A 25,741-nucleotide genomic window follows, 5' to 3' on the forward strand; every position below is an offset into this window, starting at 1 on the left:
AATAAAAATTAAAAGCCGGGCGTCCGTTAAGACACCCGGCTATTGCTAACCGCTTTTACCGGTGGCTGGAGTGTCGGCCTTGACCTCCACTGGATCTATATAAAAGCGTTCCTTGGGCGGGTTAAACACCACGCCATCGACTTTCTTGGCAAAGTCAGGCTCTTTAAGGAGTTCCGCTTTTTTAAGGCTGAAACTGGTCTTAATGAAGTCCTTAGCTCTTTTGAGCTTGCGGATGCTGGCTATGGCTTTTTTATCATCAGTGCCTTCCAGGCTGGCCTTACCATGCTTCCAACTCAGTTTACCCGTTGGCAGGCTGATGGTTTTACCTTCTGCTAGCATCGATCGGTTGGCTACCGCGAATGTTTCCAGGCTGGCCTCTAACTGCTCACGCTCTTCTTGCAAAGCGCTGATCTGGCTCAATGCCTTGAACTGCAGCGTCTCAATTTCATCATTCAGCTTAATTCCGATCGATGAAATTTCCCGGCTGACTTCACCGTAGCGGGCGAGTTCTTCGCAAGCCTTGTCTATCTGCTCCTTGCTGGCTGTTTTACTTTCAATACCCTTGGTTGCCCTGGGCATCGCTCTCCAATCTGTCGATGTACAAGTATCCTAATATCCTGCAATTAATATGTGCAATTGGCAAGCTTAAGTCTCTAGAGTGTCGATATCACCCAAAAAGTTAAGATAGGTTTTAAGCTGGGAGTGAAGCGGTGAGGGCGGGTCTTTTGGGCTAAACCAACCGATCTCATCCATTTTATGTGGTTCACCGATCTTAACTTCTGCTGGATCGACTTGAGCGCTGAACACGACAGCGACCCAGTGGGTTAGGCCTTCTTCCTCATTGCGAATAACATTGTGAACGCCTAACTGCCGAATGTTTTCGGCCTGGCATCCATATTCCTCTAATATCTCTCTCTCAACTGCCAGTTCAAAATCCTCACCGTACTCTAGTTCGCCGGCACCGCTATCCCAGCGCCCACGCTCATCACGGCAGTTCTGGCTGCGTTTGTGCAGCAGTATCTTACCCTTGCCGTCATGACAGATAAACACGCAGGTGACGCCGATATACTCGATGCCTGACCTAGGATTACTCATAGCACAAGCATACCAGATTCGTTGATTTTCAGGTGTATTTCGGCTATATTTCTTAGGTTGATTGACCCACTAGGGTCCTTAGCTCAGCTGGCTAGAGCGCTTCCTTGACGTGGAAGAGGTCACAGGTTCGAGTCCTGTAGGACCCACCATTTTTATAAATTCCCAAAACCTTGGCCAGCTTTTAGTTATAGCTTTCGGGTGCTTGAACTTAACATTGCTACCTTTAATGACTGCTCTTATTGCCACCGCCTGCACCACGCGGTGGTCTTTTGATGTAACGACCCTTCCGCTATCGGCTTGGCTGGTTGCAGTCTCCATTTCATGCAGCCGGTTGGTTTCATGGCCGGCCAGGCTAGGCCATCTCTTACTGCCTTCGCCTGCCGAAATCATATTAAGTGCCCGCGCCAAGCAGTAATCTTCTGAGTGCCCCGGCCGAAAGCCGGCCGGCTGGCCTTTTACTTGCCTTATAAATGCCTCGGCCTGACGTTCTATCGTTTCATCCCATCTCGGCTCCCACTCCTGACGTGGCGACCATTCATAAGCTGCTTCATATGTTAAGCCCAGCTTAAGTGGGGGACCGGGTAGCCTCTTCTCGTCACCTAAAAGTACTGCAGCGCTAGCCCACTGTGAGGTGCCATTATCTAGCCCCAGCAGCTCCCTTTGGCTAAGCGTAATAATGCCAGGGTCGTTTGTAATACTGCGATGCCTAAGGGTACCGCGGCGAACGAAGGTCTTACCTAGCCCCATCTTCCACGAGGCAAAATGCAGAAAGCGGTATAGGGTGCCTGATTCACCAACACCAATAGATTGCTTAACCGGCCAGTCTTTGGCTGCCTGCAATAGTGCCTGAAGATCATCGCTCAATCCTGTTTGGCCGCTCAAAAATTCAACAATCTGCGGCTTACCATTAATAATATCCAGTAGGCCCATGCGAATAATCCACGATTTATCTAAGGGGATGTACTGCCGAAGCGCCTCATTCATTATTTGATGATATAATTATTAGGCTAGAGAGGTAAATAGAGCGAAGCGGGAGTTAACCGCCCCGTAGCTCCGTTCATCGGTCGCGTCAGACTGATAAAGAGTGTCCGGCAGCTGCCGGGAAGTTTGGTGGAACCGTCCGATTACATCGGGCCCAAACGCGCAAAAGTTTGCGTGTTTTTGTTATTTTTAAGGAGAGAGATGAGCAAAAAAGCCGAAAAAATCGATTTGCACCCCATGCGCCACTCGCTGGCCCATATCATGGCTGCGGCCGTGCGGCGCCTCTACCCTAAGGCCAAATTTGGCATCGGCCCGGTGATAGAAAACGGCTTTTATTACGATATTGATTTGCCTGACGCATTGAACCCGGAAGATCTGCCGAAAATAGAAAAGGCGATGCACGAGATTATTGCCGAAGATCAGAAGTTTGAGCGTAGTGTGATAAAGATAGATGAAGCAATCAAACTGTTTAAGCAGAAACACCAGCCATATAAGGTCGAGCTGATGAATGACCTGAAGAAGTATGGCACCACCAAGGCAAAGGACCTAGATAGAGAACAGCTCGGTGTAAAAAATGTGGAAAAAGTTACAACAGTAAGTCTGTATTCGAACGGTGATTTTGAGGATTTGTGCACCGGCCCGCACTTAAAAAGTACAGGCCAGGCCGGTAGCTTTAAGCTCACTAAGGTTTCGGGTGCTTATTGGCGTGGTGATGAGAAAAACCCTCAGTTGCAGCGTATTTATGGGGTGGCTTTTGCCGGTAAAGAGGAGCTTGCGGCGCACCTTCATCAGTTGGAGGAGGCCGAGCGTCGTGATCACCGCAAGCTTGGTGCCCAGCTAGACATTTTCTTACAGAATGAAATGGTTGGCGCTGGCTTACCGCTGTTTACCCCTAAAGGCACGGCGATGATTAACGCTATGATGCAACAGGTACGAGAGCTAAATGGGCCGGATGGTTACGAAGAGGTCCGCACCGGTCACATGACAAGAACCGGCTTGTATGCCAAATCCGGCCACCTGGATAAATTCGCGGGTAGTTTGTTTGTAATAGATGCCGAGGACGATAAACTGGCACTTAAGCCGATGAACTGCCCCCACCATGCCCAGCTTTATGCTGCTAAATTGCGCAGCTACCGCGACTTGCCTGTAAAATACGCGGAGTTTTCGACCCTGCACCGGAATGAAGTTAAGGGTGCCTTGGGTGGCTTAACTAGGGTGAGGGCACTGACCCAAGACGATGCCCATGCCTTTGTACGCCCCGATCAGGTAGAAGCAGAAATAGGCAAAATCGTAAGAGAAATCGATTCATTAATGTCGGTTTACGGCCTAACTTACCGAGTAAGACTATCTTTGCGCGATCCAGGTAGGATGAAGGAGTATTTGGGCGATAAAGCTGTTTGGGATAAAGCTGAGCAGCAGCTTACGGTCTTGGCTAAGAAGTTTAAGATGGATTACGAGGCGGTTGAGGGGGAGGCAGCTTTTTACGGGCCGAAGATGGACTTTCTGGCCACTGACGCGATTGGCCGGGAGCACCAGCTTTCAACAATTCAGCTCGATTTTAACCAGCCCGAGAGGTTCGACCTTAGCTATGTGGCCGAAGACGGCTCCAGGCAGCGGCCGGTCTTAATCCACCGTGCCCTGAACGGCACCTTTGAGCGAATGCTGGGAATTCTTATAGAACATTACGCCGGTAATTTCCCGGTGTGGCTGGCGCCAGAGCAGGTTAGGATAATGACTGTAAATGAAACAAAAAAGATCTCGGCTGCTGCAGAGAAAATGCAGAGTGAATTAAAAGCCGCCGGTATTCGTACAGAGCTAGATGTCTCGAACGAATCTGTGAGTAAAAAGATTCGCGGCGCGTCACTCGCCAAGGTGCCTTATACGATTGTTGTGGGGGATAAAGAGGTAGCAAGTGGTAAGGTAGCACCCCGTGTGCGAGCCGATTTGCTGCGGAAGCAGGAGCCGGCACCATTACCGTTTGGCGGTTTTGTAAGCAGGGTAATCAGTGAGGTTGCAGAACGGGCCGCAAAAAGTAGCTTTTAAAGGACCCTATATATGAACATGCGTAAATTTATTGATGAATATGAGCTGAAGGTGGATGGGGTTAGCTTCTGGACACCCTATTATATGGCGCCTGTGCATACTAAAGAGAATCCAAACCCCAAGCCGGGTCCACTGAAAGGCAAGGGTTCGCCGGCCGAAATTACACAAGTCCTACTAGAAGAACTAGCCGACAAGCGCCTGAAAGACGGTGAGGAGTATCGCAAGTTTATGCACGGAATCGGTTTAGGTGTAGAATGCTCAGGCTTTATGTATTTTGTGCTCGACCAAGCTTTAAAAAGCCGTGGCATTCGGTTGGCAGACTGCCTGTATAAATCACGGGAGCAGATGCTTGAGATATATGACAATCCGGTATTGACTCCCCCGGCTGGTTTGAACAGGGGGGCAGTAGAGGCTTATCCGGATGCTGTGCCCCTGAGCCAAATTCAAAAAGACTGGGGCAACCAGCCGCGCAACATTGCCGATATGGCTACTATTGCCAGTCCTCTGGCTAATGATTGCTTTGATGACGTATCAGGTATAAAACCGGGGGACATGATTTATATGACCGGGCACGACGGAATACCCCATGCTGTACTAGTGGTAAAGGTAAAAAAAGATGTAATCGAGTTTGTGCATTCGGGGGGTCCGCATGGAAAGAAAGATTATTATGGCGGTGTGGAGTATGGCAGTATTGATATTACCGACCCAGCCCAGCCGATCGAAAAGCAGGAGTGGCATAGCCGGTTCGATTTTGTACAAACTACGCACTACTTTGAGCCAAAGGCACTACGCAGACTAAAGGTGCTGGCTGGTGGCTGAGCGCAAGGTCAGTCAGTTTACCAAGGATGTTTATGATTTAGTTGCCAGAATACCGAAAGGCCGGCTAATGACTTATGGCCAAGTGGCGGCTCTGTGCGGTCACCCCAGGGCCGCTATTATCGTGGGGCAGGTGGCGCATTGGGGGCCGCTTGAGCTGCCGTGGCAGAGGGTGGTGAACCGTTATGGCGGTTTGGCTTCGGGCTACACTACAGGGGGCCGTGAGGCTCACAAGCGTGATCTGGAAGCAGAAGGGGTGAAGATAAGTGAAGAGTATAGGGTGATAAAGTTTGAAGATCTGATTTGGTGGCCCGATGAGCAAAACTGAACGAGATGCCAGGCTGATAGCGGTTGTTGGCCCCACAGCTAGTGGAAAAACAGACTTAGCGTTGCAGATTGCACAACGATATAGGGGCGAAATTATAGCTGCCGACTCTCGTACGATATATAAAGGTATGGATATCGGTACGGCTAAGCCTACTGCCGCTCAGCAGGCCCGTATTAAGCACCATTGCCTGGATTTAATTACACCCGATCGTAACTTCAGCGCGGCGGAGTTCAAGGCTCACGCGCTGGATGCCATTTGCGACATTCGCGCACGAGGCAAGTTGCCGATTTTGGTGGGAGGTACCGGATTGTACACCTATGCTGTTCTATATGACTACCAGTTTCCGGCCGGGGCTAGTAACGAGCTTAGAATGCAGCTAGAAAAAATGCCGATTACTGAGCTAGTTGCTCAAATAAAACAACTAGACCCGGAGCGGGCGGCCGAAATCGACCTTAATAATCCGCGCCGGGTCATTAGGGCTATCGAAACAGCGGGTAAGCCGCGAACCAGTCGCCCGAAGCTGCCGCCGAACTGGCTACTGGTTGGCCTGAACCCCGGCCAGCAAGCTATTGAGAGCAATATCATCAGACGTACCAGCGCCATGTTTAAGGCCGGTTTGACGGATGAAGTTAAAGCCTTGGTATCTCATTACGGCCCTGACTGCGAACCTCTAAATACTGTGGGCTACAGAGAGATAATCGATAACCTTACGGGTAAAACCACGCTTGCCGAGGCTGAGGAACTGATTATGGTTCATACCCGCCAGTTGATGAAGAGGCAGATGACTTGGTTCAAGCGCAGTCCAGACATTATGTGGGCGCAATCGGCCGAAGAGGCCCTAAGAGTCGCGCAGAAGTTTATGACTAAAGCGGTATAATGTATCTATGCCTGTGTATATAACGATACTGATTACCAAAACCATCTTGCGCCTAAGTCGTGCGCTAGGCCGAGGTGGCGGTTCGGCTCTGCCGGGACTGGTGGCGCTTAAATTAAACCCGAATATAGGCGCCAAAATAGCCGCTACCATAAAGAGCGGTAGCGTGATTATAACCGGTACGAACGGTAAGACCACTACTAGTAAAATGCTGGTAACCGCTATCCAAAAGGAAGGCTACACAATCGTTGCTAACCGTGCCGGTTCAAACCTGGCCAGGGGTATAGTTTCGACTCTAATCGAACACTGCGACATGAATGGGCGGATCAGCGAAGACGTCGGTGTGTTCGAGGTCGATGAAGCGGCTATGCCCGAGGTCTGCAGGATGCTCCAACCGAAATTAATTACGGTTTTGAATCTCTTTCGTGATCAGCTCGATAGATACGGTGAGCTGGATTCTACCGCCACGCTTATCGGGCAGGCTATAGCCGCTACCGATGCCGCCGTGCTTCTGAATGCCGACGACCCTTTGGTTTCCGGTCTAAAGAAAATGCTTAAATCGCAGCCGGTTTACTACTTTGGTCTCAGCGGCGTTCCTGTAAAAAAGATGGCTCACGATGTAACGGCTGATTCTATTAACTGCCCACTTTGCGGGAGGGCTCTGAAGTTCAGCCGAATATTCTTTGGCCACATCGGCCATTACGCTTGCAGCCGGGGGCACTTTAACCGTCCCAAGCCGGAGTTTGTGGTAAGTGCCATTAAACTAGCCGGCAGCCACTCTAAATTCAAAATGTCACTAGCCGGTGACTGGGGGGGTGATGCGTCTCTTAACCTGCCGGGCGTTTACAATATATATAATGCTGCTGCTGTGTTTGGCCTAGGGTATATTTTAGGTTTGGAGCCCCCTAATATGGTTCATGCTCTAAAAGGGGTTAGTGCGGCTTTCGGCCGAGTGGAATCTCTGGTAGTTGATGGTAAAAAGATTTATCTGCTTTTAATTAAGAACCCAACCGGGTTCAATCAAATCATCCAAACCTTCTTACTAGGGAAAAAGAGTCAGCCGCTTTTAATTGCGGTCAATGACAAGTTTGCCGATGGGCGGGACGTTTCCTGGCTGTGGGATGTAGCTTTTGAGGAGTTTAAACCGTTGAATCACTCAATTACCGCCTCAGGCATAAGGGCGAGCGATCTAGCTCTGAGACTTAAATACGCCGGTATCGGTTTGCAGAGCACAGAGCCGAATCTAAAGAAGGCTTTAAATAATTTCATAGGTAGCCTGAAACCGGGCCAGGCTGGCTACATAGTTCCAACTTATACGGCAATGCTTGAGCTAAGGAAGATATTAGGCAAGAAAACCGACATTAAGGGGATATGGGAATGAATAAAACTGTTACCATTCTGCACCTTTACCCCGATGAGATGAATATTTACGGTGATAGAGGTAATGTACTAACCTTGGTGCGAAGGCTCGAGTGGAGGGGGTTTAAGCCGGTTGTTCTTGGGAGGGGTATCGGTGAAACCAAGGGGATCGATCAGGCCGACATCATCTTCGCCGGCGGCGGCCAGGACAAAGGCCAAATCGCAGTCGGCCAGGATCTGCTACGCTCCGCCGGAAGACTGCATCGGGCTGCCGAAAAGGGTATACCCATGCTCACTGTCTGCGGCACTTATCAGCTATTTGGCAAAGGCTTTAAGACAGCTGAGGGAGAGGAGATCCCCGGCATTGAGATCTTTGGAGCTACGACAACCGGCTCTAGCCATCGGATGATCGGTAATATTGTGATTCAAACTGAGTGGGGTCAACTGGTCGGGTTCGAAAACCATAGCGGCAAGACTGTACTAGAGGCGCACCAGTCGCCGCTCGGCAAGATTATTAAGGGTTATGGCAATGATGGCCGCAGCGGCTATGAGGGGGCGAGATTTAATAATGTACTGGGGACTTATCTGCATGGTCCGATTTTACCTAAAAACCCCGTACTGGCAGACTTCCTAATTAAGACGGCTCTTACAAATAGGTATGGAGTTAGTGAGCTTGCGCCATTAGATGATGCGGCTGAACTCCAAGCTGCTATGACCGCCGCCAAGCGGCCCAAGTAGTTGCCAAATAAGCATAAGCCGTATATGCTAGCCGTAATATGGCTGCTGAGGGAAAATCTCGTTTTACGCGCAAAGGGCTCGTACTGCAGGTAAAGCAGTCGCGCTTTGGGCGGTTCTGGAGAATCTTAGGCCCTGGTCTAATCACAGGAGCAGCCGACGATGATCCTTCCGGTATAGCCACCTATTCGCAGGCAGGCGCCCAGTTCGGCTATACTACCGCCTGGCTGATGCCGCTAACCCTGCCATTGATGACGGCTGTACAGGAGGCCTGTGCTCGTATCGGTGCTGTCACAGGCAAAGGCTTAGCTGCAGTTATTAGGCTGCATTATGGCCGCAAGGTTCTTTATCCTGTTGTGCTACTAGTGGTAGTGGCTAATACCATTAATATCGGAGCGAATATCGGTGCCATGGCAGCCGCTACAAGGCTAATAGTCCCAACTGTTTCGTTTACCGCGCTGGCTTTGCTATTCGCATTGGTTGTCATATTTTTCGAGTTGTTTGTATCTTATAGAACCCTAGCTAAATCACTCAAATGGTTGGCAATAACTCTTCTTGCATACCCATTAACAGCATTTATAGTGCAAATACCCTGGGATGATGTAATAAAAGCAACATTAATTCCCCGCATTGAATTCAGTATAGATTATTTATTCATTTTTGTAGCGGTGCTGGGTACAACCATATCTCCTTATTTGTTTTTTTGGCAGACCTCGGAGGTGGTAGAAGAAGAAATCGCTAGCCACCGGCTTGCCCAGAAGGGTGGAGTTCCTAGGCTAAGCGCTAAATTTCTCAGAAACCTCAAAACCGATAATGTAATCGGGATGGTTTTCTCTAATGTGACAGCCTTTTTTATCATTTTGACAGGAGCTGCCGTATTGCATGCCAATGGCATCACTCAAATAAACAGTGCGGCCGATGCGGCTCGTGCACTGGAGCCTTTAGTGCAGGGCTTCCCTAACGCCGGCTTGATCTCCAAGGGTATATTCGCTGTCGGCATCATCGGCTTGGGCTTGCTTGCTGTGCCCGTTCTGGCAGGCTCATCATCCTACGCCTTAAGCGAAGCTTTGGGCTGGCAAGAGGGCTTGTTTAGAAAGCTCAGGCAAGCGAAGGGATTTTACACTATCATTGCCCTAGGCACCCTACTTGGTTTGACGATGAATTTAATCGGAATCGACCCTATTAAAGCGTTGGTGTTTACAGCCGTCTTTAATGGCCTAGCGGCGGTCCCCTTGGTGTTCTTAATTGCTAGGCTTAGCCAATCATCAGATGTTGTCGGAGTATACACCGGGGGCCTTCTCTCTAGGATTGTACTAGCAATAACTTTCATTATTATGTCGCTGGCTGCCTCCGCCTTATTGGTGTCATTTGTATTGAGCTAACTTTGAGTTCTTATTCTCGGCCGTCCGAACTTTGAACACAAAAGGTGTTGCGGTATAAATCCTTCTGCTATAATTAAGTGCGATTTCATATTTTAATTTTTAGTGAGGCAGGAGAAATATTTGTTCGATCAACTATTTGGTTCAAAAACCCGAGTAAAATTATTAAGCTTATTTCTTAATAACCCAGACCGTCCTTACTACGTACGGGAGATTACCCGTAAAGTAGATGAGCAGATTAATTCGGTCAGGCGTGAGCTTTCCAACCTGCTGGCAATCGGCATCGTGCGTTCTGACAGCACTAATAATCGGCTTTACTACGAAGTTAATAAGAAGTATCAGTTTTACGCGCCGCTTAGAGCCATATTCACTAATATTTCACTTGATGAACCGCAGCTAAAAGAGACGAGGGAAGATGACGAGCTGGCTAAAAAGCTGCGCTCGAGCGGTAATGTGGAATTGGCCTTCTTAACTGGCACTTTTGTACGAGACCACAAGGCCAGTACCGATATATTTATTATGGGTGATGTAAACCGCAGCCGAGTGAATAAGGTAGTGCAGGAGGTAGAGAAAGAATTGAATAAAGAAATCAATTTCACCATCATGACTCCGGAAGATTTTGAGTACCGTCTGAGCTTAAATGATAGGTTTTTAACCGGAATCCTAGAGTCAAAGAAAATCATATTGGTTGACGAGACTAAGGCCGACATCAGGCCGGTTGCTGCCAGGCTTAAGGAAGATCCAGTAGATATTCCAGTGGCTGAGGATACAGGTTCGCAAAAAGAAGAAAGTAAGGAGTAGGGCAGTGGAGGTAACCTATTTTGGCATGAACTGCGTACGGCTGACAGGCAAGGGTGTCAGTATTATTTGTGACCCTTATGCTGATTTGTCTGCCGCTAAGGGATCGTTCGATGTGATTTTGCTTTCTCAGGACGAAGGAGTGACTGCTCCCCCTGGCCCGGGAATGATCATTGACGGGCCTGGTGAATATGAGGTTAAGAACTGCCTAATTACTGGTGTGCCGGCTACCTTACATACTGAAGAAGAGGGGAATAATTCGACCATTTATTCTATTTTGATTGACGGCGTAAGGGTTCTGCATCTTGGCAATATCTCCCCTAAGCTGGCCGACAGCCAGATTGAAGCCATTGGCGAAGTAGATGTTTTGACTATACCGGTAGGAGGTCACGGCTTAACCCTGGATGCCACCGCAGCCGCAGAGATTATAAGCCAGCTGGAGCCAAAGTATATTATTCCCACTCACTATGATGATGGTAAAACCAAGTATTCCGTAGCCCAGGATAAGCTAGAGGTTTTCTTAAAGGAAATTGGAGCCCACCCTGAGCCAGTCGGCAAGTTAAAAGTAGTTGCCAAGGACCTGCCACTGGAAACCACCACTATAATTCTAGAAAAGGCATAATCAACCTGAATTAAAAAACCGCCCCTTTGGGCGGGTTTAGGTTTTGGCTGGCGATTTAGCAGCCTCAGTCTTGGTGGCTTCCTTGCGCTTGTATTTTTCAAGCGTGCGCATACACTGGGTACACATTTTAACCCTGACGCGGTTTTCGCCGAGGGTAATGTACTTACGCTGTAAGTTTGGCTTCCAGACTTTGTTGGTCTTTTTTAGGGAAAAGGGAACATTATGACCGAACTGTTTGCCTTTGCCGCAGATTTCACAACTATATGCCATTTGACTCTTATATTAGAACCACACAATCATACCCAATACACATTGCTAAGTCAAACCTTATTAATGATACAATCGTGTTATGTTTCCAGACCCAATATCACTTATATATATCATTCTCGCCTTAATATTGGCTTTAACCCTGCATGAGTTCGCCCACGCCTGGACGAGTGATTACCTTGGAGATTCAACCGCCCGCTCTCAGGGCAGACTGACATTAAACCCAAAGGCACATATTGATCCGTTTATGACACTGCTCCTACCTCTCGCTTTGATTATTGCCGGCTCCCCGGTAATATTCGGGGCAGCTAAGCCTGTACCGTTTAACCCCTGGGCAGTCAGGTACGGCAAGTGGGGGGCGGCGCTGGTGGCTTTTGCCGGACCATTAACCAACCTGCTACTAGCCATATTTTTTGCGGCTTGGCTGGCATTTGTACCAATCGTCCAAGAACTCATACCCTTATTTATTATGATGATTTCAGTGAATGTCGCTTTCTTTGTGTTTAATATGATACCCATCCCGCCTCTAGACGGCTCTAGGATCCTATATGCGGTTGCACCCAGCGGGCTCAGAAGGGTAATGGATAGCCTGGAGCAGAGCGGGCTCATTATTATATTCTTACTACTGCTAGTGGCCAGCCCGGTTATTATGCCCTTAATTAGCGGCGTGGTAGGAGCGATTATGCAGATTTTAGTACCTGGCTTGACTGGTTTAACAGGTTAAACTGGGCTACAATAAATACAGCTTGTGCATCCTTGGCGGCGCTAAGTATTTTTTCTCAAGCTTTTTGAATGGGAGCTCAAGATTGTCTGACGGTGCGCCGTTATGACTGAGGGCACCCACCTGCGATATTGCGGGAAAAAGGCAAAGCGCTGCCATGATGCATGGGTTTAAGAGCAGCTTTGATCTCGACACGTATAAGTGAAACCAGTTTGGAGAACGGGGTGTGGCGCAGTTGGCAGCGCGTACGGCTGGGGGCCGTGAGGTCGCAGGTTCAAGTCCTGTCACCCCGACCAATTCGAAAGTCACACTTTGTTAGTTTACAATCTAGTATTAAATTAAAGTATAATATCCATATGCCCGCATTAATAAATTCGGTTGGTCCTCAGCCTGAACTAATTATTCATACAGACGGTGGCTCCAGGGGCAACCCAGGCCCATCAGCTATAGGTGTAGTGATTTTTACACCAGATAAAGAGCACCTCGAGTCATTTGGGGAGTACATTGGGACAACCACTAACAATCAGGCAGAATATAAGGCGGTAATTGCCGGCTTAAAGGCCGCGAACAAATATAATGCTCAAAAGATCACTTTTAATATTGACAGTGAGCTAGTGGTAAGGCAATTAAATGGCCGTTACAGGGTCAAGAATCCTGAGCTAAAGCCGTTATTTGAGCAAGTGCATAGTCTAATTAAGGGTGTGGATGTCTCATTCCACCATGTGACAAGAGAAAATAACCAGTTAGCTGACATTGAGGTTAATAAAGCGCTGGATCAAGCTAGATAGCTTGAAAAAACAGCTTTTTTCAGGTATATTTGTTTGGCTAGATTGCCAGATGGCCGCCCGTAAATTACGGGAGGAAAGTCCGGACAGCATAGAGCAATGACGGTTGCTAACGGCAACCGGGAGTAAGTTCGAGCATTATTTCTCTCGAGAAAATGATACTTGAGCCAAGCCTAGGGAAAGTGCCACAGAAACGATACCGCCCAGCTTGCTGGGTAAGGGTGAAAAGAGTGGGGCAAGAGCCCACAACTTCGGTTGGTGACAACCGAAGGAGGTAAACCCCGTCTGCTGCAAGGCTGCCAGCCATACGCGATTGCTCGTCGCGGCTGGCGTGAGTGCCGCTTGAGCCGATCAGCAATGCTCGGCCCAGATAGATGGTCATCCAACCCGGTCCGCCAGTTGGTGGAGCGGGGGACAGAATCCGGCTTATAAGCAATCTAGCCAGAAAGCCTCTAGGGGCTTTCTGTTTTTTGAATAGTTAAGCTAAAATAAACCATACCTATGCGTAAACGCAGTGAGCTATTTTTTAATCTCTTTCTTTTGCCCATCGACTTTGCTGCGATGCTGGCAGCCTTTGTCGTAGCCTATGCCATACGCGTAAAGATCGATGCCAGGCCTGTAGCTTACCCCCTGGGAATTGAATTCTTTCTGCAGATTTTTCTGCTGATAATACCAGTTATTATCCTCATATTCGCTCTAACCGGTCTTTACAACCTATCTAGTATTAGAGGCCGCTTGCAGGAAGCCGGTAAGATATTCGTAGCCGTTTCAGGGGGTCTGATGTTCATGATAATGGTGGATTTCTTTAGTATCTCGCCAATATTCCCCTCCAAGTCTATTCCGTTCTATGCTTATGGCATAAGTCTGGTTACAGTAACACTGGGCCGTCAAATTGTAAGGAGCCTGCAACGAGCGCTGTTCCGCCGCGGAATTGGTACTTACCGGGTAGTGGTTGTAGGCAGCGGCCCGATTGCTGCAAATGTAGTGAACGGGCTTAAAGACACCAGGACCTCCGGCTACCAAATAGTCGGAGCGATTGATAGCGCAAAAGGCTCCCAGAAGCGTATGGGCAAGATAAGAGTCGACCGTAATCTAACTAATCTTGTTAACCGCCTGGGTGGTGTGGAATTTGATGAAATAATTCAGGCTGACTCTTCTCTGGCCCAAGAAGAAATACTCGAGCTCGTAACATTTGCTAGCAATCACCACCTGACTTATAGGTTCGTCCCAAACCAGCTGGGGATTTATGCTACCCACTCGACTATCAGCACAATGGCTGGGATGCCAATGGTGGAAATCAAGCGTACTCCGCTCGATGGCTGGGGAAGGATTGTAAAAAGAGCTTTTGATTTAACTGCTTCAGGACTGGCTTTAATAATTTTGACCCCTCTTTTTACTGTAATTGGCCTTATTATTAAGCTAATTGATCCCGGGCCGGTGTTTTATAAGCACAAACGTCTGAGTCGGGAAGGCAAGTATATAAATGTATATAAATTCAGAACAATGAAAGCCAAATACTGCACAGGGCCTGGCTTTACCGGCAAGTCTGATGCCGAGGTTTTTGCTGATTTAGGTAAACCAGAGCTGACCCAGGAATTCGATAAACAGCAGAAGCTGAAAGATGATCCTCGTGTTAGCCCAGTTGGTAGATTCTTACGCCGAACCAGTTTGGATGAACTTGCACAGCTATTCAACGTTGTAAAAGGCGATTTAAGTTTGGTTGGCCCCCGCCCTATAGTTCAGGCCGAATTAGATAGATATGGCACGCAGCAGTCCAAGCTGCTGTCCCTGCGCCCTGGTGTTACCGGTTGGTGGCAGATCTCTGGACGAAGCGACATAGATTACGATGAACGGGTTAAGCTGGATATGTATTATGTCGAGAACTGGAGCTTCTGGCTGGATATAAAGATCATTTTAAGAACAGTTGTGGTCCTAATAGCAGGCCGAGGAGCTTATTGATGAGGCAGCTCAAAGTTGCGATAGTTCATGACTGGATGGTTTCGCCAGGAGGCGCCGAGAAGGTTGTGCTGGAGCTTCACAAAATATGGCCCAAGGCACCGATATATACTGCTGCTTATGAGCCGAGCAAGTTTCCCGAATTTGCGGATGCGGATGTGCGACCTACTTGGCTAAACCGCATAAAACTAGCAAAAACTAAACATCAACTATTCACAATCCCCAGAGCATGGGCTTTTAAAACACTTAATTTGTCGGATTATGATTTGGTAATCTCCTCGTCCAGTGCGGAATCTAAATATGTTAAAACTGGTCCCAGCACAGCCCATATTTGCTACTGCCATACGCCCGTACGCTACTATTGGAGCGATTACGACTGGTATCGCAAGCATCCGCCTTTCGGCAAGCTCAACCCTCTTGCTGGGCTGGTACTCCCGTTTCTAATTGGCACTTTGCGCAGAATGGACTACAAAGCGGCCCAAAAGGTCGATTATTATCTAGCAAATTCAGCAAATGTGCAGGCGCGTATTAAGCGCTACTATGGCCGCGACTCTGAGGTTGTATACCCCCCCATTGAAACTGGCAGTTTTACAAAACCACGCACCCCAAAGGACTACTACTTAATAGTGGGGCGGCAAGTGGCTTATAAGCGTCTGGATCTGGCCGTGGATGCCTTTAATAAACTGGGGTTGAAGCTGAAAGTTGCAGGATCGGGTGAGGAAATAAACCGGCAGAAAGCCCGATCCAAGCCCAATATTGAGTATCTCGGTTTTGTTAGCGGAGATGAACTGGCCGATCTTTACGCCGGGGCTAAGGGTTTTATTTTCCCGCCCGAAGAAGACTTTGGTATAGCACCGGTTGAGGCAATGTCGGCCGGCTGCCCCGTAATTGCCTATGCTAAGGGCGGTGCACTGGAGTATGTTATTGAAGGGGAGACAGGGGTTTTATTTAAAAAACAGACCCCGCAGGACCTGATTGATGCAGTTAAGCGCTTGCAAGGCATTAAGTTTGACGAGAAGAAGATCAGGCGTCATGCCAAACAGTTCGATAGAAAAGTATTTATAAAAAAAATAAGAGACTTTGTTTCTAAAGTCTCAGTTTCTGTTAGCTAACTATTTAGCTTGGTGCTTAGTAACGTGTTCCACAACAGCCTTAAAAGCGGCTGGCTGGCTAACAGCTAGTTCGCTTAGGATTTTACGGTCCAGTGTTACACCGGATTTCTTCATTAGACCCATGAACTTGCTATAAGTTATTCCTGTTTCACGTAGCCCGGCATTGATACGCACAATCCAGAGTGAGCGGAAGTCGCGTTTTTTAGTCCGTCGGTCGCGGTAGGCGTAAGAAAGCGCCTTCAGCACTGCCTCACGGGCTTTTTTAATACTGGCACGCCGCATATGGCTCATACCTTTGGTTTGAGCCCGCAGTTTCTTATGTTTTTTGTGGGAGGCTACGCCCCGTTTAACTCTCATAAATTACTTATACTTTCCTAGCATCTTTTTAATATTGGCAGCATCGCCCTGAGAAACTTCGAACTCTTTAACGTATGTACGCTTAGTCTTGGTTTGCTTATGACCAAGGAGGTGACTACGATATGCCTTCCGGCGCAGCATCTTGCCGCCAGCCGAAAGTTTAATCCGCTTAGCCATTCCTTTATGAGTTTTGAGTTTTGGCATCTTTCTTACTTCCAATTACTGTGCTTATTTCCCGGCCCGATAGGGGGTTGGTCTGTTCGACCTCAGCTATATCGGATAGAGCTTCAATGACCCGGCTGATAATAGCCAGGCCGAGGTCAGGATGGGTAATTTCCCGTCCGCGGAATAATACGCTAATTTTAACTTTATGACCAGACTCTAAAAATTTACGGGCTCGGTCAAGCTTAACATTAAAGTCATGATCACCGATTTTTAATCCAAACCGCACCTGTTTAATCTCTACCTGTTTTTGATTCTTACGGCTTTTTTGGATCTGCTTAGTCTGTTCATAGCGGTATTTGCCCCAATCCAGAATTTTAACCACTGGGGGTTTGGCATTGGGTGCGATTTCAACTAGGTCATACCCAGCTGCTTCCGCGCGCTCCAGGGCTTCTTGCAAACTGACAACACCAGCCTGATTACCTTCGAGATCGACTAATCTGACCTCAGGGGCAGTGATCTCTCGGTTGAGGCGGGTTTTGTGAGCTATTACAGGTCTCCTTAAGCTAACCCGAGTCTAACAGATGAGCCTCTTCTGGTCAATAAGTTACAAAAAGGCTTAATTTTTGAAGTTTCCGGACTGTTTTTCGGTAATAAACCGTATGCGTCTGTCGGTCAGGCGAATTACAATCGGAGTTTTACCGGCCAGATTGCCGTCTATCATTACTTGTGTTTCGGGGTTAATTTCGATGACAGCCCGATCGGCTTTGACTCTGGTGCTAATATTCTCCAATCTACCAGGAGTTTTCTTCAGCAGCTGCCAGGCATAATTTGTGAGATCCCAGCGCGAAGGTTTTTCGGTTAGGCTAATGATTAGTTTATTGTCGGCCAGAGGGTTGTCGAACTTTTGATTGGCAACGGTCAGGCTGAAGAGGGGGGATGTAAGTTCATATTTACTATCAACCGTAATCTTGCACTTTAGTGGCTTAAAATTTTTGGCTTGGTCGAAACTGGTCTTAAACTGTTTAATCTTGTCTTTCAAACCTTCCTTGGAGCCATTTTCCGCCCGATCTTCCAGCTGGGTTTCAAAGCCCAGCACCAAGGTCGATAAAAAGAATTTTTGTCCGGCGGCAATTAGTCCGTAGCTTGTAATTCGGCGGGCGGCCAGCACCTCACAGGCCTGTTGCCAATCATGGATACCCAAATGACCCGCCAGCAGGTTAGAACTACCGGTTGGAATAATGCCTATGGCAGTATTATTCTCTCGGCTTATACCATTAATAACTTCATTCACCGTATCATCTCCGCCGACAGCCACAATGGTATTCATTCCCTTTTTTACAGCCAGCTCCGCTATTTTGGCGGCATCGCCAGGGCCGGTAGTCTTAGCAAACTCTCCACTAATACCCAGCTCTGTTAGCCTGCTTCTTAGCTTGTCCTGAATGTTATTAATCGCCCCTTTACCAGCGGCTGGATTGATGATGTAGTAGTACATTAGTCTTCAGCAGGCTCTTTGTTTGTGGCTTCTGTCTGTGTTTGAGCTGGCTTCATTTTGCTATTACCGATAAATATACCACCGCGCTCTATGCTTAAGAGAGAGGCGGTAATGTCACCGGCTACTTGCCCAGTGGCTGTAATAGTAGCTCCTTCGGTAGCCTGAATGTCTCCCTTTTGCTGCCCGGCTATTGTGATGTTTTGCCCAGCAACATCACCTGCTATTTGAGCATTGACTCCAATTGTCACATCGCGGGCCGATTTTACATTGCCTTCCAGGTGGCCGTCTATTAAAATATCACCCTCACTGGCTAAATTACCTTTGAGCCGAACATTAGCGCCGATAATAGTATCTGTTTCGGTAACTCCTAATAAATCATGTTTTTTTGGCATCTGATTTCTCCTTACTGTGCGGCTTTCTTTTTGAGGCCTGTTTAAGTGCTTTTAATTCTTCCTCGGCGAGGGCATGCTTACTTTTACCGTAATCAATTGGTTTTACATATACCCGTGTACCGGTTCGGCTGTGGATGCTAGTTATGACATAGCCGGAATCATGTGCATCCAGGACCGCCAGCACAAAGCTTTGATCCCCACCGGTATCACCAAATGGATTGAACCTCACAATCGAAATTTTTTGCGATGACAGGCTTTGGGATTCGGCTAATTGGCGGTAGAGAGTGTCGAGTTTTTTCAGGTGGGATTCGGTTGAATTAACCGATTGAAAATATTTGGCCAATGTCTTTTCCAGCTCACCGCCCTCGGTTGTAAATGCAGCATTAAATCGCTGGCGCAGCCTGATAGTTTGCCATACCGCGAAGGCTGCTGTAGCAATACTTGCACCGCTGATTAGCCAAATTGTATTAACGTTCTCCACGCCAAACAGTATAGTGTGTGGGGCAAACTCTCTGCAACTGCAGCCAGCCCCAGTTGTGTTAAAATTAGTCTATTATGGCTAGAAAAACCAAGCGCAAAAAAAGTAAAAAACAGAAGCGCCAGGAACTTAGTACAGTTGTACCGCCGGCTATGCCAGCCGTGCAAGCCAGCGAGGAGCCGCCGCAATCGCTTGAACTTCCCACAGACCACAAGCTAAGTTATGTGAAGACCGACATTAAAAGGATAGTGTGGTTACTGGCCACCGCTATCATTCTGCAAATAACTATTTGGTACGCCTTTCAACTACAGTAGTCAGAGTTTTGGCCGATACTGCAAAGCTTCAGCCAGGTGGCAGGTTTGTATATTCTGGCTTCCTGACAGATCGGCTATGGTTCGGGCTACCCTTAAAACTCTCATATACGACCTAGCTGATAAATTCAGACTGGAGAGCGCTTGGCGTTCCAGGCGGCGGCCTTCTTCATCCAGTTGGCAGTGGGTCTTAATTTGAGCATTATCCATACCTGCGTTGATGTTGGCAGATTTTAGGCGCTTGGCTTGAATGAGCCTGGCAGTATGTACTCGTTCGGCTACAGACTTGCTTGGTTCGGCGGTTGCTTTAGCAATCATACTTTCTTGTTCGACCGGCGCCACATCTACGAATAGATCGACCCTGTCTAGTAGCGGGCCGGAGACCTTCTTGCTGTATCGTGCTACTTGTGCCGGGCTACAGACACATTCCCGCTTAGCATCGCCAGCATAGCCGCAGGGGCAGGGGTTCTGGGTGGCTACCAACATAAATCGGGCCGGATAGGTGATAGAACCAGAAGCTCTAGCAATACTTACCACACCGTCTTCTAAGGGCTGGCGCAGCACCTCCAGTACATGGCGGGGGAATTCCGGCAGCTCGTCGAGGAAGAGTACTCCCCGGTGGCTCAGACTGATCTCGCCTGGCTTAGGCCAAGTGCCGCCGCCAATCAGAGCTACATCGCTGGCCGTGTGGTGAGGGTTTCGGAAAGGCCTTTGATAGCCCGCCTCAGCCGACAGACCGGCTAGGCTATATAACTCAGCGATTTCGATTGTTTCTTCTAAGCTTGGTGCAGGTAGGAGCCCGGCCAAGGCTCTGGCTAGCAAGGTCTTGCCGGTGCCGGGAGGGCCGGAGAGCAGAATATTATGGCCGCCCGCCGCCGCTACTTCAATAGCTCGCTTGGCTTGGTTCTGGCCGTAAATATCTTGCATATCGACAGCCGGTTTAGCCTGAGCTTTAACCTTCCTAGCAGAGCCGGAATAGGGCTTTACTGCCTCTTCTTTCGCCAAGTGCCGGTACAGCTGCCGCAAGGACTTAAGGGGGTAGAGGGTTAACCCTTCCACTAAAGAAGCCTCCTGAATGTTAGCTTCGGGTACGAATATCTCAGATATACCGCTGATTTTGGCTAGCCGTACTGCCGAGAGTACGCCCTTGGTGGAGCGCACCGAACCATCCAGTGCCAGCTCTCCTGTAAAGAGATAATCGTTTGGGTCTATACTGAGCTGTTCGCTGGCTGTGAGTATAGCAACAGCAATACTCAGGTCATAAGCCGTGCCGTCTTTAGGCAGGTCGGCCGGAGCAAGATTAAGGGTAATGCGCTTGGGGGGCAGAAATAGGCCACTGTTCTTAATAGCGCTGCGTACGCGATCTTTGGCTTCGGCTACGGCTTTATCTCCTAGACCTACTACCGTAAAGGAGGGGAGGCCGCTGGCCAGATCGCACTCCACATCGATGAGTTGTCCTTTTACACCTATACAGGTTGGGGCGAGCACTTTAGCTGGCATTTTATTTCTCCGCCGCCCGTTAATTAGTAATAAAACGATGTTAGCGAACAAAAAGCGAACTGTCAAATGTCTTATGTTGTCAATGCTTATTTACAAATGCTACAAATCAGCGTACAATCTATAAGCTATGAATGAAGAACTGGTAAAACAAGTAGAAGATCTCGGCCTGAGCAACAAGGAAGCCCGGGTTTATCTAGCCAACCTAATGCTTGGCCCTTCTGGCGTGCAGCAGATAGCAGAAGCCGCAGGTATAAAGCGGGTTACTACCTACGTTATACTCGAATCTTTAGTCGGCCTGGGGCTGGTCAGCCAGACTACCCATGCCAAAAAAACTTTATTTAATGCGGAAGACCCTCAACATCTCAGCCGTCTACTGGAGAAGAGGGAGGAAGCGCTTAAGGAGCAGAAGCAGAACCTTAGCGAATTGCTGCCAGATATAAAGAAGCTTAAATCGCTTTCTAAAGATGTTCCAGCAGTAAAATTTTATGAAGGTGCAGAGAGTATGATGACTATTTATAAGTCTTTGCCTCTCGTTTTTAAAAAATACAATGTTAAGGAAAGTTTCGGTATCAGCAATTTGGATCAACTATATGCTTCCTTTCCTGAGATAAAAGATGCCCAGGCTAACCCCTCTCGTGTTGATGCCAAAGTAAAGAGCAGATTTATTTACACCACTAAAGAAGGACCAATTATTAAAGAATCAGATTCGGTCGCAATACGCGAATCAAGGTTTGTGCCTTTAGATAAATTCCCCTTCAATTGTGACATTGGTATAGTGGGGGATTTTATCTCGGTCATGTCACTTGAAACACCACGGCCAATGGGAATTACTATTGAAAGCGCAGCTCTGGCTAAGGGGTTCAAGGCTGTGTTTGAGCTGGCCTGGGAAGGCGCTGAAAAGTATGATAAAGAAAATAAGAGTAAGTAAGTTAAAACTTGTAGTTGACTTTAAGCCGTAATAGGAGTACAATCGGTTTTGTCTCTTTGGCATCGGCCTATGGTTTATGCCAAAAGAAGTGCAGTACAAAAAGCTTCTTCGCCCCGTCGAAGAAGCCGACCAGGCAAGGAGAGTGGGATGCCATGTTCGGTCTGTAGATCGACACGCACATGGCGCCCCCGCTGAAAGCGGTTTCTTCACGGCTACCTAGCTGTAGTTCCGCTTCGGCGGGGCGTCAAAGACTTCTTCTGCCTATGCTGTCGCTTAGGAGTGACGCCCCGCGCGTCAGCTAAGGGAAGAAGACAGGGAATCCTGAGCATGGACTGCCGGGCCAAGGATTGGCTCGAGAGTCACCTCAGGAACCCATTGCACCGAGCGGCGCCGGGGATCGGTCCCAAGGACTTTGTCCAAAAGACCGTCCCCGGCCACGCTTCTCAACTTTGAGCTTTTAGCTCTCAGTAACCTCCAGTTCTGCTGGAGGTTTTTCAATATAAGCTCCTTGGACCGGTTTAGTCTATCGGCTCTGGATATATCAGGGTTTTTACTTTTTAGGCAGGCGCGCAGGTAGTCTAAACCGTCTTTTAGGCGGTTTTTTAGCGTTAATATGGCCCTTTAGTACCGTTTCATACAGTCTGGCCAGTTGCTTGGCTTGGCGCTCGGCAGAGTACTTAGCCGCAAGCTTAATGCTGGCTTCACCCATATCCTGGCGCAGCCGATCGTTCGTCAGCACCTGGCTGAGTCTTCGGGCAAAGCTGCGCGCGTTATTACGGGAGAATAGACCATTAACCTTATCTATAACTACATTAGTGATGTCGTGATCGATCATAACAATCGGCAATCCGGCCCAAGCCGCTTCCTGGATAACCAGGCCTTGGGTGTCGGTGGTGGAAGGGAAGGCAAAGACGGTGGCTACCTTATAGGCTGCCCCCAGCCGACTTCTTTCTATTCGGCCGGTAAATACGACGCGATCGGCTACACCCAGGTTCTTAGCCTGCCTCACCAGCTTGTCCTGCTTCTCGTGGCGGCCGATTAATACCAGCTTAGCCTTAGGGTGGCTGGGCGCAATTATAGCAAAGGCGGTAATTAACAGATCCACGCTTTTTTCATCTCCCAGCCGGCCGACGAAGAGGATTACCTGATCGCTCTCTTTTAACCCATATCTCTCACGGAACAGCTTAGCAGCCCTAGTGGTCGTAGTAATTTTGTCAACACCTGTCGGTAAAACCCTGATTAAAGACTTGGTTTTCCACGATCGCAGCTGCTGCTCGATTTTGATAGAGGGTACAATAACCCGATCACAATAGTTATGCAGCATAGTAATGCCTTTAACGATTATTTTCTGATTCCAGGCATCCACATTACGTTCCGGCTTTATGCTGCTTAGAGCAAATCGTAGGTCGTCCATTTTGCCCCCGGTAATTAAAGGGGAAAGCATAGAAAGGGCAATCGCGCCAGGCAAGACCTGGGGGTAGTAAGTAACGTACTCATATAAGTCTGAGTGATAGGTGGTAACAAGGGGTTTGCGGTTGTGTATGGCGTAGTAGGCTCCTAGTAGGCCGATTTGGCCAGGGGTATGGTAATGCACGATGTCAGGGTTTATCTTTTTTATCTTCAGCAGAGCCTGCGGGGGGAAGAATATACTAGTCAGATAGTCATCGAATACCAGGCCCTTGACTGCCGGAAACCTAAGGATGTTAGGGGATTTCTCCTTATAACGAAGCCCAGGAGCCGGGGCGATCACGTGAACCTCGTGGCCCAGCTTTTCCAGCTCAACCCGAAAAGTCTCTATGGAGTAAGCTACTCCATCAGCTCTGGGCAGGTATGAATCTGTGAAAAAAGCTATTTTCATTTACTAGCTATTAGTTGTCGGTATAGTCTGCATAGTTGCTTGGCTCCGCTGGCATTATCGAACTTGGTGGCAATTGCGCGTGATAACTCAACTGCCTCCCTATAGTATACCTGGTTGTCGTGAAGGCGTTGCACTATATGCGCAAAGGTCTTGTCTGTGCCGCGAAGAATATCTTGGCCAAAGTTAGAATCGTAAGAGGGGATATCTCTAACGACAATAGGCAGGCCGGCGGCGGCGGCTTCTAGTACAGCTAATGGGTGTCCTTCCCGATTGGAGGGCATAATAAACACATCGGCAGCCCAGTAGTACTGCTTGACCTCGCTATGCTCAAGGGGGCCAATAGTACTCATATTTGCTGGCTGCTTGTGCGTAAGCTCTAGCATATCCTTATAACTGGCACTTAGGTGTTTGAACGGCGTACCGCCAATCCAAATGAATCTGAAGCCCGGAAACTGCTTTGCAAGACTCAAAAAGCTCTCATACCGCTTGGTGGGGTTAATCTGCCCGACAGACAGTACGATGAAGTCAGTGGATCCAAGCCCCAGCTTTTGCCGGGCCAGCCGCTTACCATCTTTCGCCGGTTTATATTGGGCTGTATCGACCGTATTGGGTATTACGGTAATCTTATCTGACTTTATTCCAAGCTTTCTAATCAAGCTTTGCTCTACTTCTTCCGATATCGCTATGATTTTGTCTGCGCGGTTGTAGAAAAATTTTAGGTACCAAGCCGCCAGACGATACCAGTACTTAGCTCCGGCTACCGTTCCCACGAAAGCGTCTGGCACAACGTGGGCCGTTACGACCTTTTTGTTGCCACCCAACACGAGCGCCACTAGGCCGTACGGGCCAGTAGTGTGCACGTGCGTAATGTCAGCGGATCCCAGTTGGTTAACTCTAACCAGGACATCATTACGCTCACCCAGGGCCAGTACATGCTCTCTAAAGGCTGTATCGACCCCATGCCCACCAATAGAAAAGGCCGATTCAGAAATAATATTTACTTTCAGTTTCATATAATAATCGCGGTTTTATAACAAGAAATTAGGCACTGGGCTATATTGTACTAAAAATTATAGTAATAAAACAAAAACCGGAGGCTAGCTGCCTCCGGTTGCAGTAGAACCGCACTAACTACATGCGGTCTTCTTGGCCAGGTTCGGTTTCCTCTCCCTCAGTACCAGAGTGATCTAATTGCTCCCCAAAAGTTGGGTGGTTTTTTGTTTCTTCTCCAGAAAACTCTTCTTGAAGAGCGTCATTTAGCTCCGGATCCGCGTTTTGCTGGGCATCTCTTTTAATTTGTTCGCCAAACTCCATTCCCTCTGCGTCTTCACATTTCTGGTCTTGTGCCATACTGTCTCCTTTTAATTACTTGGGTATTATTTTAACGGTATTACAGATAAGGGAGGTAGTTGCAGGCTCACAAAATAGCTCGCTCTCACAAGCGGATTTTTGGCAAAACTGGCACAAAAACACACCAGTTTGAACTGATGCGTTTTTGGTGGAGCTGAGTTAACCCGGCCTGAGATATCATAACTATTACGCCCCGCCGGTTATCCGACGAGGCGTTTGCTGGTTTGTCATATATGAGGGTCCTAGCACATCTTCACTTCATTTGTTCAGCAGCCATATGCCTATTCCAGCTGGCACTAAAGCAGCCGCCCATTGGCCCATGACAACCAAAGCAACTGCTATGGCGAGGTTGCCAAGTACAATAACTCCGAAGAAGGCAACTAGTAAAAATTCAAGAGGGCCAAGCCCGGAGCCTGGTGTCGCCCGTGGGCCTTCCTGGGTGGAAAAATATGATCCATCTCCTCTTGAGGAGTCACAACCACAACTCGATTCGCAGCCATAACCATGCATTTCCACTCCTAATGCTCTGTTGTTAAGGTGGCAAGATGTTACCACCAACCTGATAATTGGTCAACATTCATACACTGGGGGTATTAGTGGCAACAAAAAAGCACCAGATAAACTGATGCGTTTTTGGTGGAGCTGCGGGGAATTGCACCCCGGTCCGAAAGCTAACAAAATGTTCTTCTACAGGCTTAGACCGCTTAGCTGGGGTAAGCCCCGCTTAGGTAACGATCTGTAAGCGGACCAAATAACCGTTACTGCAGCCTAATGTCTTAAAAGCAGCCGTTAGGCGCCAGCTGCTTAGCAGCCAGAAAATATAACACCGGCGAGCCCCCATCTGGCGTCAGGTGCCGATGGCTTACGGGTTTAAGCGTAAGCTGGTGCGAGCTGAAGACCGCTAAAAGCAGTCTTAACCCGCGAAACAATCGAGTTGACGGTTGTTTATGGGTGGATTTAACGCATTCCTGCGGCCTGCAAAACAAATTGAAAATGTACTTTCGTCGAAGCTTATCAGCCCCATAGCGAACTATATTAA

Annotated in this window: 29 protein-coding genes, 2 tRNA genes and 2 other RNA genes; 19 read left to right on the forward strand and 14 right to left on the reverse strand. The window is 48.3% G+C overall.

Features of this window, described 5'->3' with window-relative positions; all coding sequences use genetic code 11:
- Nucleotides 1-45: 45 nt before the first annotated feature.
- Nucleotides 46-579: a host-nuclease inhibitor Gam family protein gene (locus tag VNA68_01405; GenBank protein ID HVE80779.1), complete on the reverse strand. Its 534-nt coding sequence runs from the start codon at nt 577-579 to the stop codon at nt 46-48.
- A gap of 66 nt (nt 580-645) precedes the next feature.
- A complete protein-coding gene (locus VNA68_01410; GenBank protein HVE80780.1) occupies nt 646-1,095 on the reverse strand; it encodes an NUDIX domain-containing protein in 450 nt (149 codons plus the stop codon).
- 72 nt (nt 1,096-1,167) lie between these two features.
- On the opposite strand from VNA68_01410, the gene VNA68_01415 reads away from it, so the two are divergent.
- The 11 genes from VNA68_01415 to VNA68_01465 all read left to right on the forward strand — a co-directional run bounded on the left by VNA68_01415 (nt 1,168) and on the right by VNA68_01465 (nt 11,030).
- Nucleotides 1,168-1,244: transfer RNA gene (locus tag VNA68_01415), tRNA-Val, on the forward strand.
- Nucleotides 1,245-1,321: 77 nt separating this feature from the next.
- The gene (locus VNA68_01420; GenBank protein HVE80781.1) at nt 1,322-1,510 is read left to right on the forward strand and encodes a hypothetical protein; all 189 of its coding nucleotides are present in this window, start codon (nt 1,322-1,324) and stop codon (nt 1,508-1,510) included.
- A gap of 767 nt (nt 1,511-2,277) precedes the next feature.
- A complete protein-coding gene (gene thrS / locus VNA68_01425) occupies nt 2,278-4,119 on the forward strand; it encodes a threonine--tRNA ligase (GenBank protein ID HVE80782.1) in 1,842 nt (613 codons plus the stop codon).
- Nucleotides 4,120-4,131: 12 nt separating this feature from the next.
- Nucleotides 4,132-4,938 carry a hypothetical protein gene (locus VNA68_01430; GenBank protein ID HVE80783.1) on the forward strand — a complete coding sequence of 269 codons (807 nt, stop codon included), beginning with the start codon at nt 4,132-4,134 and terminating at the stop codon, nt 4,936-4,938.
- Nucleotides 4,931-5,263 (forward strand): MGMT family protein, encoded by a 333-nt coding sequence (locus VNA68_01435; protein HVE80784.1) that lies wholly within the window; start codon nt 4,931-4,933, stop codon nt 5,261-5,263. Before VNA68_01430 ends, VNA68_01435 begins: the two co-directional genes overlap by 8 nt.
- Nucleotides 5,250-6,140 (forward strand): tRNA (adenosine(37)-N6)-dimethylallyltransferase MiaA, encoded by an 891-nt coding sequence (gene miaA, locus VNA68_01440; GenBank protein ID HVE80785.1) that lies wholly within the window; start codon nt 5,250-5,252, stop codon nt 6,138-6,140. The genes VNA68_01435 and miaA overlap by 14 nt, the downstream gene beginning before the upstream one ends.
- Nucleotides 6,141-6,147: 7 nt before the next feature.
- On the forward strand, nt 6,148-7,518 hold the full coding sequence (locus tag VNA68_01445; protein ID HVE80786.1) for a MurT ligase domain-containing protein: 1,371 nt from the start codon (nt 6,148-6,150) through the stop codon (nt 7,516-7,518).
- Nucleotides 7,509-8,234: a glutamine amidotransferase gene (locus VNA68_01450; protein ID HVE80787.1), complete on the forward strand. Its 726-nt coding sequence runs from the start codon at nt 7,509-7,511 to the stop codon at nt 8,232-8,234. The genes VNA68_01445 and VNA68_01450 overlap by 10 nt, the downstream gene beginning before the upstream one ends.
- Nucleotides 8,235-8,272: 38 nt before the next feature.
- Nucleotides 8,273-9,613: a divalent metal cation transporter gene (locus VNA68_01455; GenBank protein ID HVE80788.1), complete on the forward strand. Its 1,341-nt coding sequence runs from the start codon at nt 8,273-8,275 to the stop codon at nt 9,611-9,613.
- 120 nt (nt 9,614-9,733) lie between these two features.
- Complete coding sequence (locus VNA68_01460) at nt 9,734-10,411, forward strand: winged helix-turn-helix domain-containing protein (GenBank protein HVE80789.1); 678 nt, start codon at nt 9,734-9,736, stop codon at nt 10,409-10,411.
- A 4-nt stretch (nt 10,412-10,415) separates the two neighbouring features.
- Entirely contained in the window at nt 10,416-11,030 is a 615-nt protein-coding gene (locus VNA68_01465; protein HVE80790.1) for an MBL fold metallo-hydrolase, read from the forward strand.
- Between the two features lie 36 nt (nt 11,031-11,066).
- Here the strand turns inward: VNA68_01465 and rpmB are convergent, their stop codons facing one another.
- Complete coding sequence (gene rpmB, locus VNA68_01470; protein HVE80791.1) at nt 11,067-11,300, reverse strand: 50S ribosomal protein L28; 234 nt, start codon at nt 11,298-11,300, stop codon at nt 11,067-11,069.
- Nucleotides 11,301-11,379: 79 nt separating this feature from the next.
- On the opposite strand from rpmB, the gene VNA68_01475 reads away from it, so the two are divergent.
- From VNA68_01475 to VNA68_01500, 6 genes are all read left to right on the forward strand, one after another.
- Entirely contained in the window at nt 11,380-12,021 is a 642-nt protein-coding gene (locus VNA68_01475) for a site-2 protease family protein (GenBank protein ID HVE80792.1), read from the forward strand.
- A 217-nt stretch (nt 12,022-12,238) separates the two neighbouring features.
- Nucleotides 12,239-12,314 (forward strand) — tRNA-Pro (locus VNA68_01480).
- Nucleotides 12,315-12,374: 60 nt separating this feature from the next.
- Complete coding sequence (locus tag VNA68_01485) at nt 12,375-12,806, forward strand: ribonuclease HI family protein (GenBank protein ID HVE80793.1); 432 nt, start codon at nt 12,375-12,377, stop codon at nt 12,804-12,806.
- 37 nt (nt 12,807-12,843) lie between these two features.
- An RNA gene (rnpB, locus tag VNA68_01490) (RNase P RNA component class A) lies at nt 12,844-13,248 on the forward strand.
- Between the two features lie 56 nt (nt 13,249-13,304).
- Nucleotides 13,305-14,762: a sugar transferase gene (locus tag VNA68_01495; GenBank protein ID HVE80794.1), complete on the forward strand. Its 1,458-nt coding sequence runs from the start codon at nt 13,305-13,307 to the stop codon at nt 14,760-14,762.
- Complete coding sequence (locus VNA68_01500) at nt 14,762-15,871, forward strand: glycosyltransferase (GenBank protein ID HVE80795.1); 1,110 nt, start codon at nt 14,762-14,764, stop codon at nt 15,869-15,871. Before VNA68_01495 ends, VNA68_01500 begins: the two co-directional genes overlap by 1 nt.
- Here VNA68_01500 and rplT read toward each other — a convergent pair whose 3' ends face one another.
- The 6 genes from rplT to VNA68_01530 all read right to left on the reverse strand — a co-directional run bounded on the left by rplT (nt 15,872) and on the right by VNA68_01530 (nt 18,758).
- On the reverse strand, nt 15,872-16,228 hold the full coding sequence (gene rplT, locus VNA68_01505) for a 50S ribosomal protein L20 (protein HVE80796.1): 357 nt from the start codon (nt 16,226-16,228) through the stop codon (nt 15,872-15,874).
- 3 nt (nt 16,229-16,231) lie between these two features.
- Nucleotides 16,232-16,432 carry a 50S ribosomal protein L35 gene (gene rpmI / locus VNA68_01510; GenBank protein ID HVE80797.1) on the reverse strand — a complete coding sequence of 67 codons (201 nt, stop codon included), beginning with the start codon at nt 16,430-16,432 and terminating at the stop codon, nt 16,232-16,234.
- Nucleotides 16,410-16,940 (reverse strand): translation initiation factor IF-3, encoded by a 531-nt coding sequence (gene infC, locus VNA68_01515; GenBank protein HVE80798.1) that lies wholly within the window; start codon nt 16,938-16,940, stop codon nt 16,410-16,412. The genes rpmI and infC overlap by 23 nt, the downstream gene beginning before the upstream one ends.
- A gap of 69 nt (nt 16,941-17,009) precedes the next feature.
- Nucleotides 17,010-17,885, reverse strand: coding sequence for a diacylglycerol kinase family protein (locus VNA68_01520; protein HVE80799.1), 876 nt, complete (start codon nt 17,883-17,885; stop codon nt 17,010-17,012).
- Nucleotides 17,885-18,277: a polymer-forming cytoskeletal protein gene (locus VNA68_01525; protein HVE80800.1), complete on the reverse strand. Its 393-nt coding sequence runs from the start codon at nt 18,275-18,277 to the stop codon at nt 17,885-17,887. The genes VNA68_01520 and VNA68_01525 overlap by 1 nt, the downstream gene beginning before the upstream one ends.
- Entirely contained in the window at nt 18,261-18,758 is a 498-nt protein-coding gene (locus tag VNA68_01530; protein ID HVE80801.1) for a DUF4446 family protein, read from the reverse strand. Before VNA68_01530 ends, VNA68_01525 begins: the two co-directional genes overlap by 17 nt.
- Before the next feature lie 74 nt (nt 18,759-18,832).
- Between VNA68_01530 and VNA68_01535 the strand changes: the two genes are divergently transcribed.
- A complete protein-coding gene (locus VNA68_01535; protein HVE80802.1) occupies nt 18,833-19,069 on the forward strand; it encodes a hypothetical protein in 237 nt (78 codons plus the stop codon).
- On the opposite strand, the gene VNA68_01540 is transcribed toward VNA68_01535, so the two are convergent.
- Nucleotides 19,070-20,566 (reverse strand): YifB family Mg chelatase-like AAA ATPase, encoded by a 1,497-nt coding sequence (locus tag VNA68_01540; GenBank protein ID HVE80803.1) that lies wholly within the window; start codon nt 20,564-20,566, stop codon nt 19,070-19,072.
- A 127-nt stretch (nt 20,567-20,693) separates the two neighbouring features.
- Here VNA68_01540 and VNA68_01545 point away from each other — a divergent pair, with 127 nt between their 5' ends.
- A complete protein-coding gene (locus tag VNA68_01545; GenBank protein ID HVE80804.1) occupies nt 20,694-21,494 on the forward strand; it encodes a helix-turn-helix domain-containing protein in 801 nt (266 codons plus the stop codon).
- Between the two features lie 550 nt (nt 21,495-22,044).
- On the opposite strand, the gene VNA68_01550 is transcribed toward VNA68_01545, so the two are convergent.
- The 4 genes from VNA68_01550 to ssrA all read right to left on the reverse strand — a co-directional run bounded on the left by VNA68_01550 (nt 22,045) and on the right by ssrA (nt 25,724).
- A complete protein-coding gene (locus VNA68_01550; GenBank protein ID HVE80805.1) occupies nt 22,045-23,352 on the reverse strand; it encodes a glycosyltransferase in 1,308 nt (435 codons plus the stop codon).
- Nucleotides 23,349-24,365, reverse strand: a complete 1,017-nt coding sequence (locus VNA68_01555; protein ID HVE80806.1) for a glycosyltransferase family 4 protein — start codon at nt 24,363-24,365, stop codon at nt 23,349-23,351. Before VNA68_01555 ends, VNA68_01550 begins: the two co-directional genes overlap by 4 nt.
- A gap of 118 nt (nt 24,366-24,483) precedes the next feature.
- Nucleotides 24,484-24,702 (reverse strand): hypothetical protein, encoded by a 219-nt coding sequence (locus VNA68_01560; GenBank protein HVE80807.1) that lies wholly within the window; start codon nt 24,700-24,702, stop codon nt 24,484-24,486.
- 634 nt (nt 24,703-25,336) lie between these two features.
- Nucleotides 25,337-25,724, reverse strand: a transfer-messenger RNA (tmRNA) gene (ssrA, locus tag VNA68_01565).
- Nucleotides 25,725-25,741: the final 17 nt, after the last annotated feature.

The organism is Candidatus Dormiibacterota bacterium (assembly GCA_035536395.1).
GTDB lineage: Bacteria > Patescibacteriota > Saccharimonadia > UBA4664 > DATLOE01 > DATLOE01.

What these genes read in the sequence shown, in the direction of transcription:
- VNA68_01405 (HVE80779.1), bottom strand. Translation starts at nt 579, where the DNA reads ATGCCCAGGGCAACCAAGGGTATTGAAAGTAAAACAGCCAGCAAGGAG.
- VNA68_01410 (HVE80780.1), bottom strand. Translation starts at nt 1,095, where the DNA reads ATGAGTAATCCTAGGTCAGGCATCGAGTATATCGGCGTCACCTGCGTG.
- VNA68_01420 (HVE80781.1), top strand. Translation starts at nt 1,322, where the DNA reads ATGACTGCTCTTATTGCCACCGCCTGCACCACGCGGTGGTCTTTTGAT.
- thrS (HVE80782.1), top strand. Translation starts at nt 2,278, where the DNA reads ATGAGCAAAAAAGCCGAAAAAATCGATTTGCACCCCATGCGCCACTCG.
- VNA68_01430 (HVE80783.1), top strand. Translation starts at nt 4,132, where the DNA reads ATGAACATGCGTAAATTTATTGATGAATATGAGCTGAAGGTGGATGGG.
- miaA (HVE80785.1), top strand. Translation starts at nt 5,250, where the DNA reads ATGAGCAAAACTGAACGAGATGCCAGGCTGATAGCGGTTGTTGGCCCC.
- VNA68_01445 (HVE80786.1), top strand. Translation starts at nt 6,148, where the DNA reads ATGCCTGTGTATATAACGATACTGATTACCAAAACCATCTTGCGCCTA.
- VNA68_01450 (HVE80787.1), top strand. Translation starts at nt 7,509, where the DNA reads ATGGGAATGAATAAAACTGTTACCATTCTGCACCTTTACCCCGATGAG.
- VNA68_01455 (HVE80788.1), top strand. Translation starts at nt 8,273, where the DNA reads ATGGCTGCTGAGGGAAAATCTCGTTTTACGCGCAAAGGGCTCGTACTG.
- rpmB (HVE80791.1), bottom strand. Translation starts at nt 11,300, where the DNA reads ATGGCATATAGTTGTGAAATCTGCGGCAAAGGCAAACAGTTCGGTCAT.
- VNA68_01475 (HVE80792.1), top strand. Translation starts at nt 11,380, where the DNA reads ATGTTTCCAGACCCAATATCACTTATATATATCATTCTCGCCTTAATA.
- VNA68_01485 (HVE80793.1), top strand. Translation starts at nt 12,375, where the DNA reads ATGCCCGCATTAATAAATTCGGTTGGTCCTCAGCCTGAACTAATTATT.
- VNA68_01495 (HVE80794.1), top strand. Translation starts at nt 13,305, where the DNA reads ATGCGTAAACGCAGTGAGCTATTTTTTAATCTCTTTCTTTTGCCCATC.
- VNA68_01500 (HVE80795.1), top strand. Translation starts at nt 14,762, where the DNA reads ATGAGGCAGCTCAAAGTTGCGATAGTTCATGACTGGATGGTTTCGCCA.
- rplT (HVE80796.1), bottom strand. Translation starts at nt 16,228, where the DNA reads ATGAGAGTTAAACGGGGCGTAGCCTCCCACAAAAAACATAAGAAACTG.
- rpmI (HVE80797.1), bottom strand. Translation starts at nt 16,432, where the DNA reads ATGCCAAAACTCAAAACTCATAAAGGAATGGCTAAGCGGATTAAACTT.
- VNA68_01520 (HVE80799.1), bottom strand. Translation starts at nt 17,885, where the DNA reads ATGTACTACTACATCATCAATCCAGCCGCTGGTAAAGGGGCGATTAAT.
- VNA68_01525 (HVE80800.1), bottom strand. Translation starts at nt 18,277, where the DNA reads ATGCCAAAAAAACATGATTTATTAGGAGTTACCGAAACAGATACTATT.
- VNA68_01535 (HVE80802.1), top strand. Translation starts at nt 18,833, where the DNA reads ATGGCTAGAAAAACCAAGCGCAAAAAAAGTAAAAAACAGAAGCGCCAG.
- VNA68_01540 (HVE80803.1), bottom strand. Translation starts at nt 20,566, where the DNA reads ATGCCAGCTAAAGTGCTCGCCCCAACCTGTATAGGTGTAAAAGGACAA.
- VNA68_01545 (HVE80804.1), top strand. Translation starts at nt 20,694, where the DNA reads ATGAATGAAGAACTGGTAAAACAAGTAGAAGATCTCGGCCTGAGCAAC.
- VNA68_01550 (HVE80805.1), bottom strand. Translation starts at nt 23,352, where the DNA reads ATGAAAATAGCTTTTTTCACAGATTCATACCTGCCCAGAGCTGATGGA.
- VNA68_01555 (HVE80806.1), bottom strand. Translation starts at nt 24,365, where the DNA reads ATGAAACTGAAAGTAAATATTATTTCTGAATCGGCCTTTTCTATTGGT.
- VNA68_01560 (HVE80807.1), bottom strand. Translation starts at nt 24,702, where the DNA reads ATGGCACAAGACCAGAAATGTGAAGACGCAGAGGGAATGGAGTTTGGC.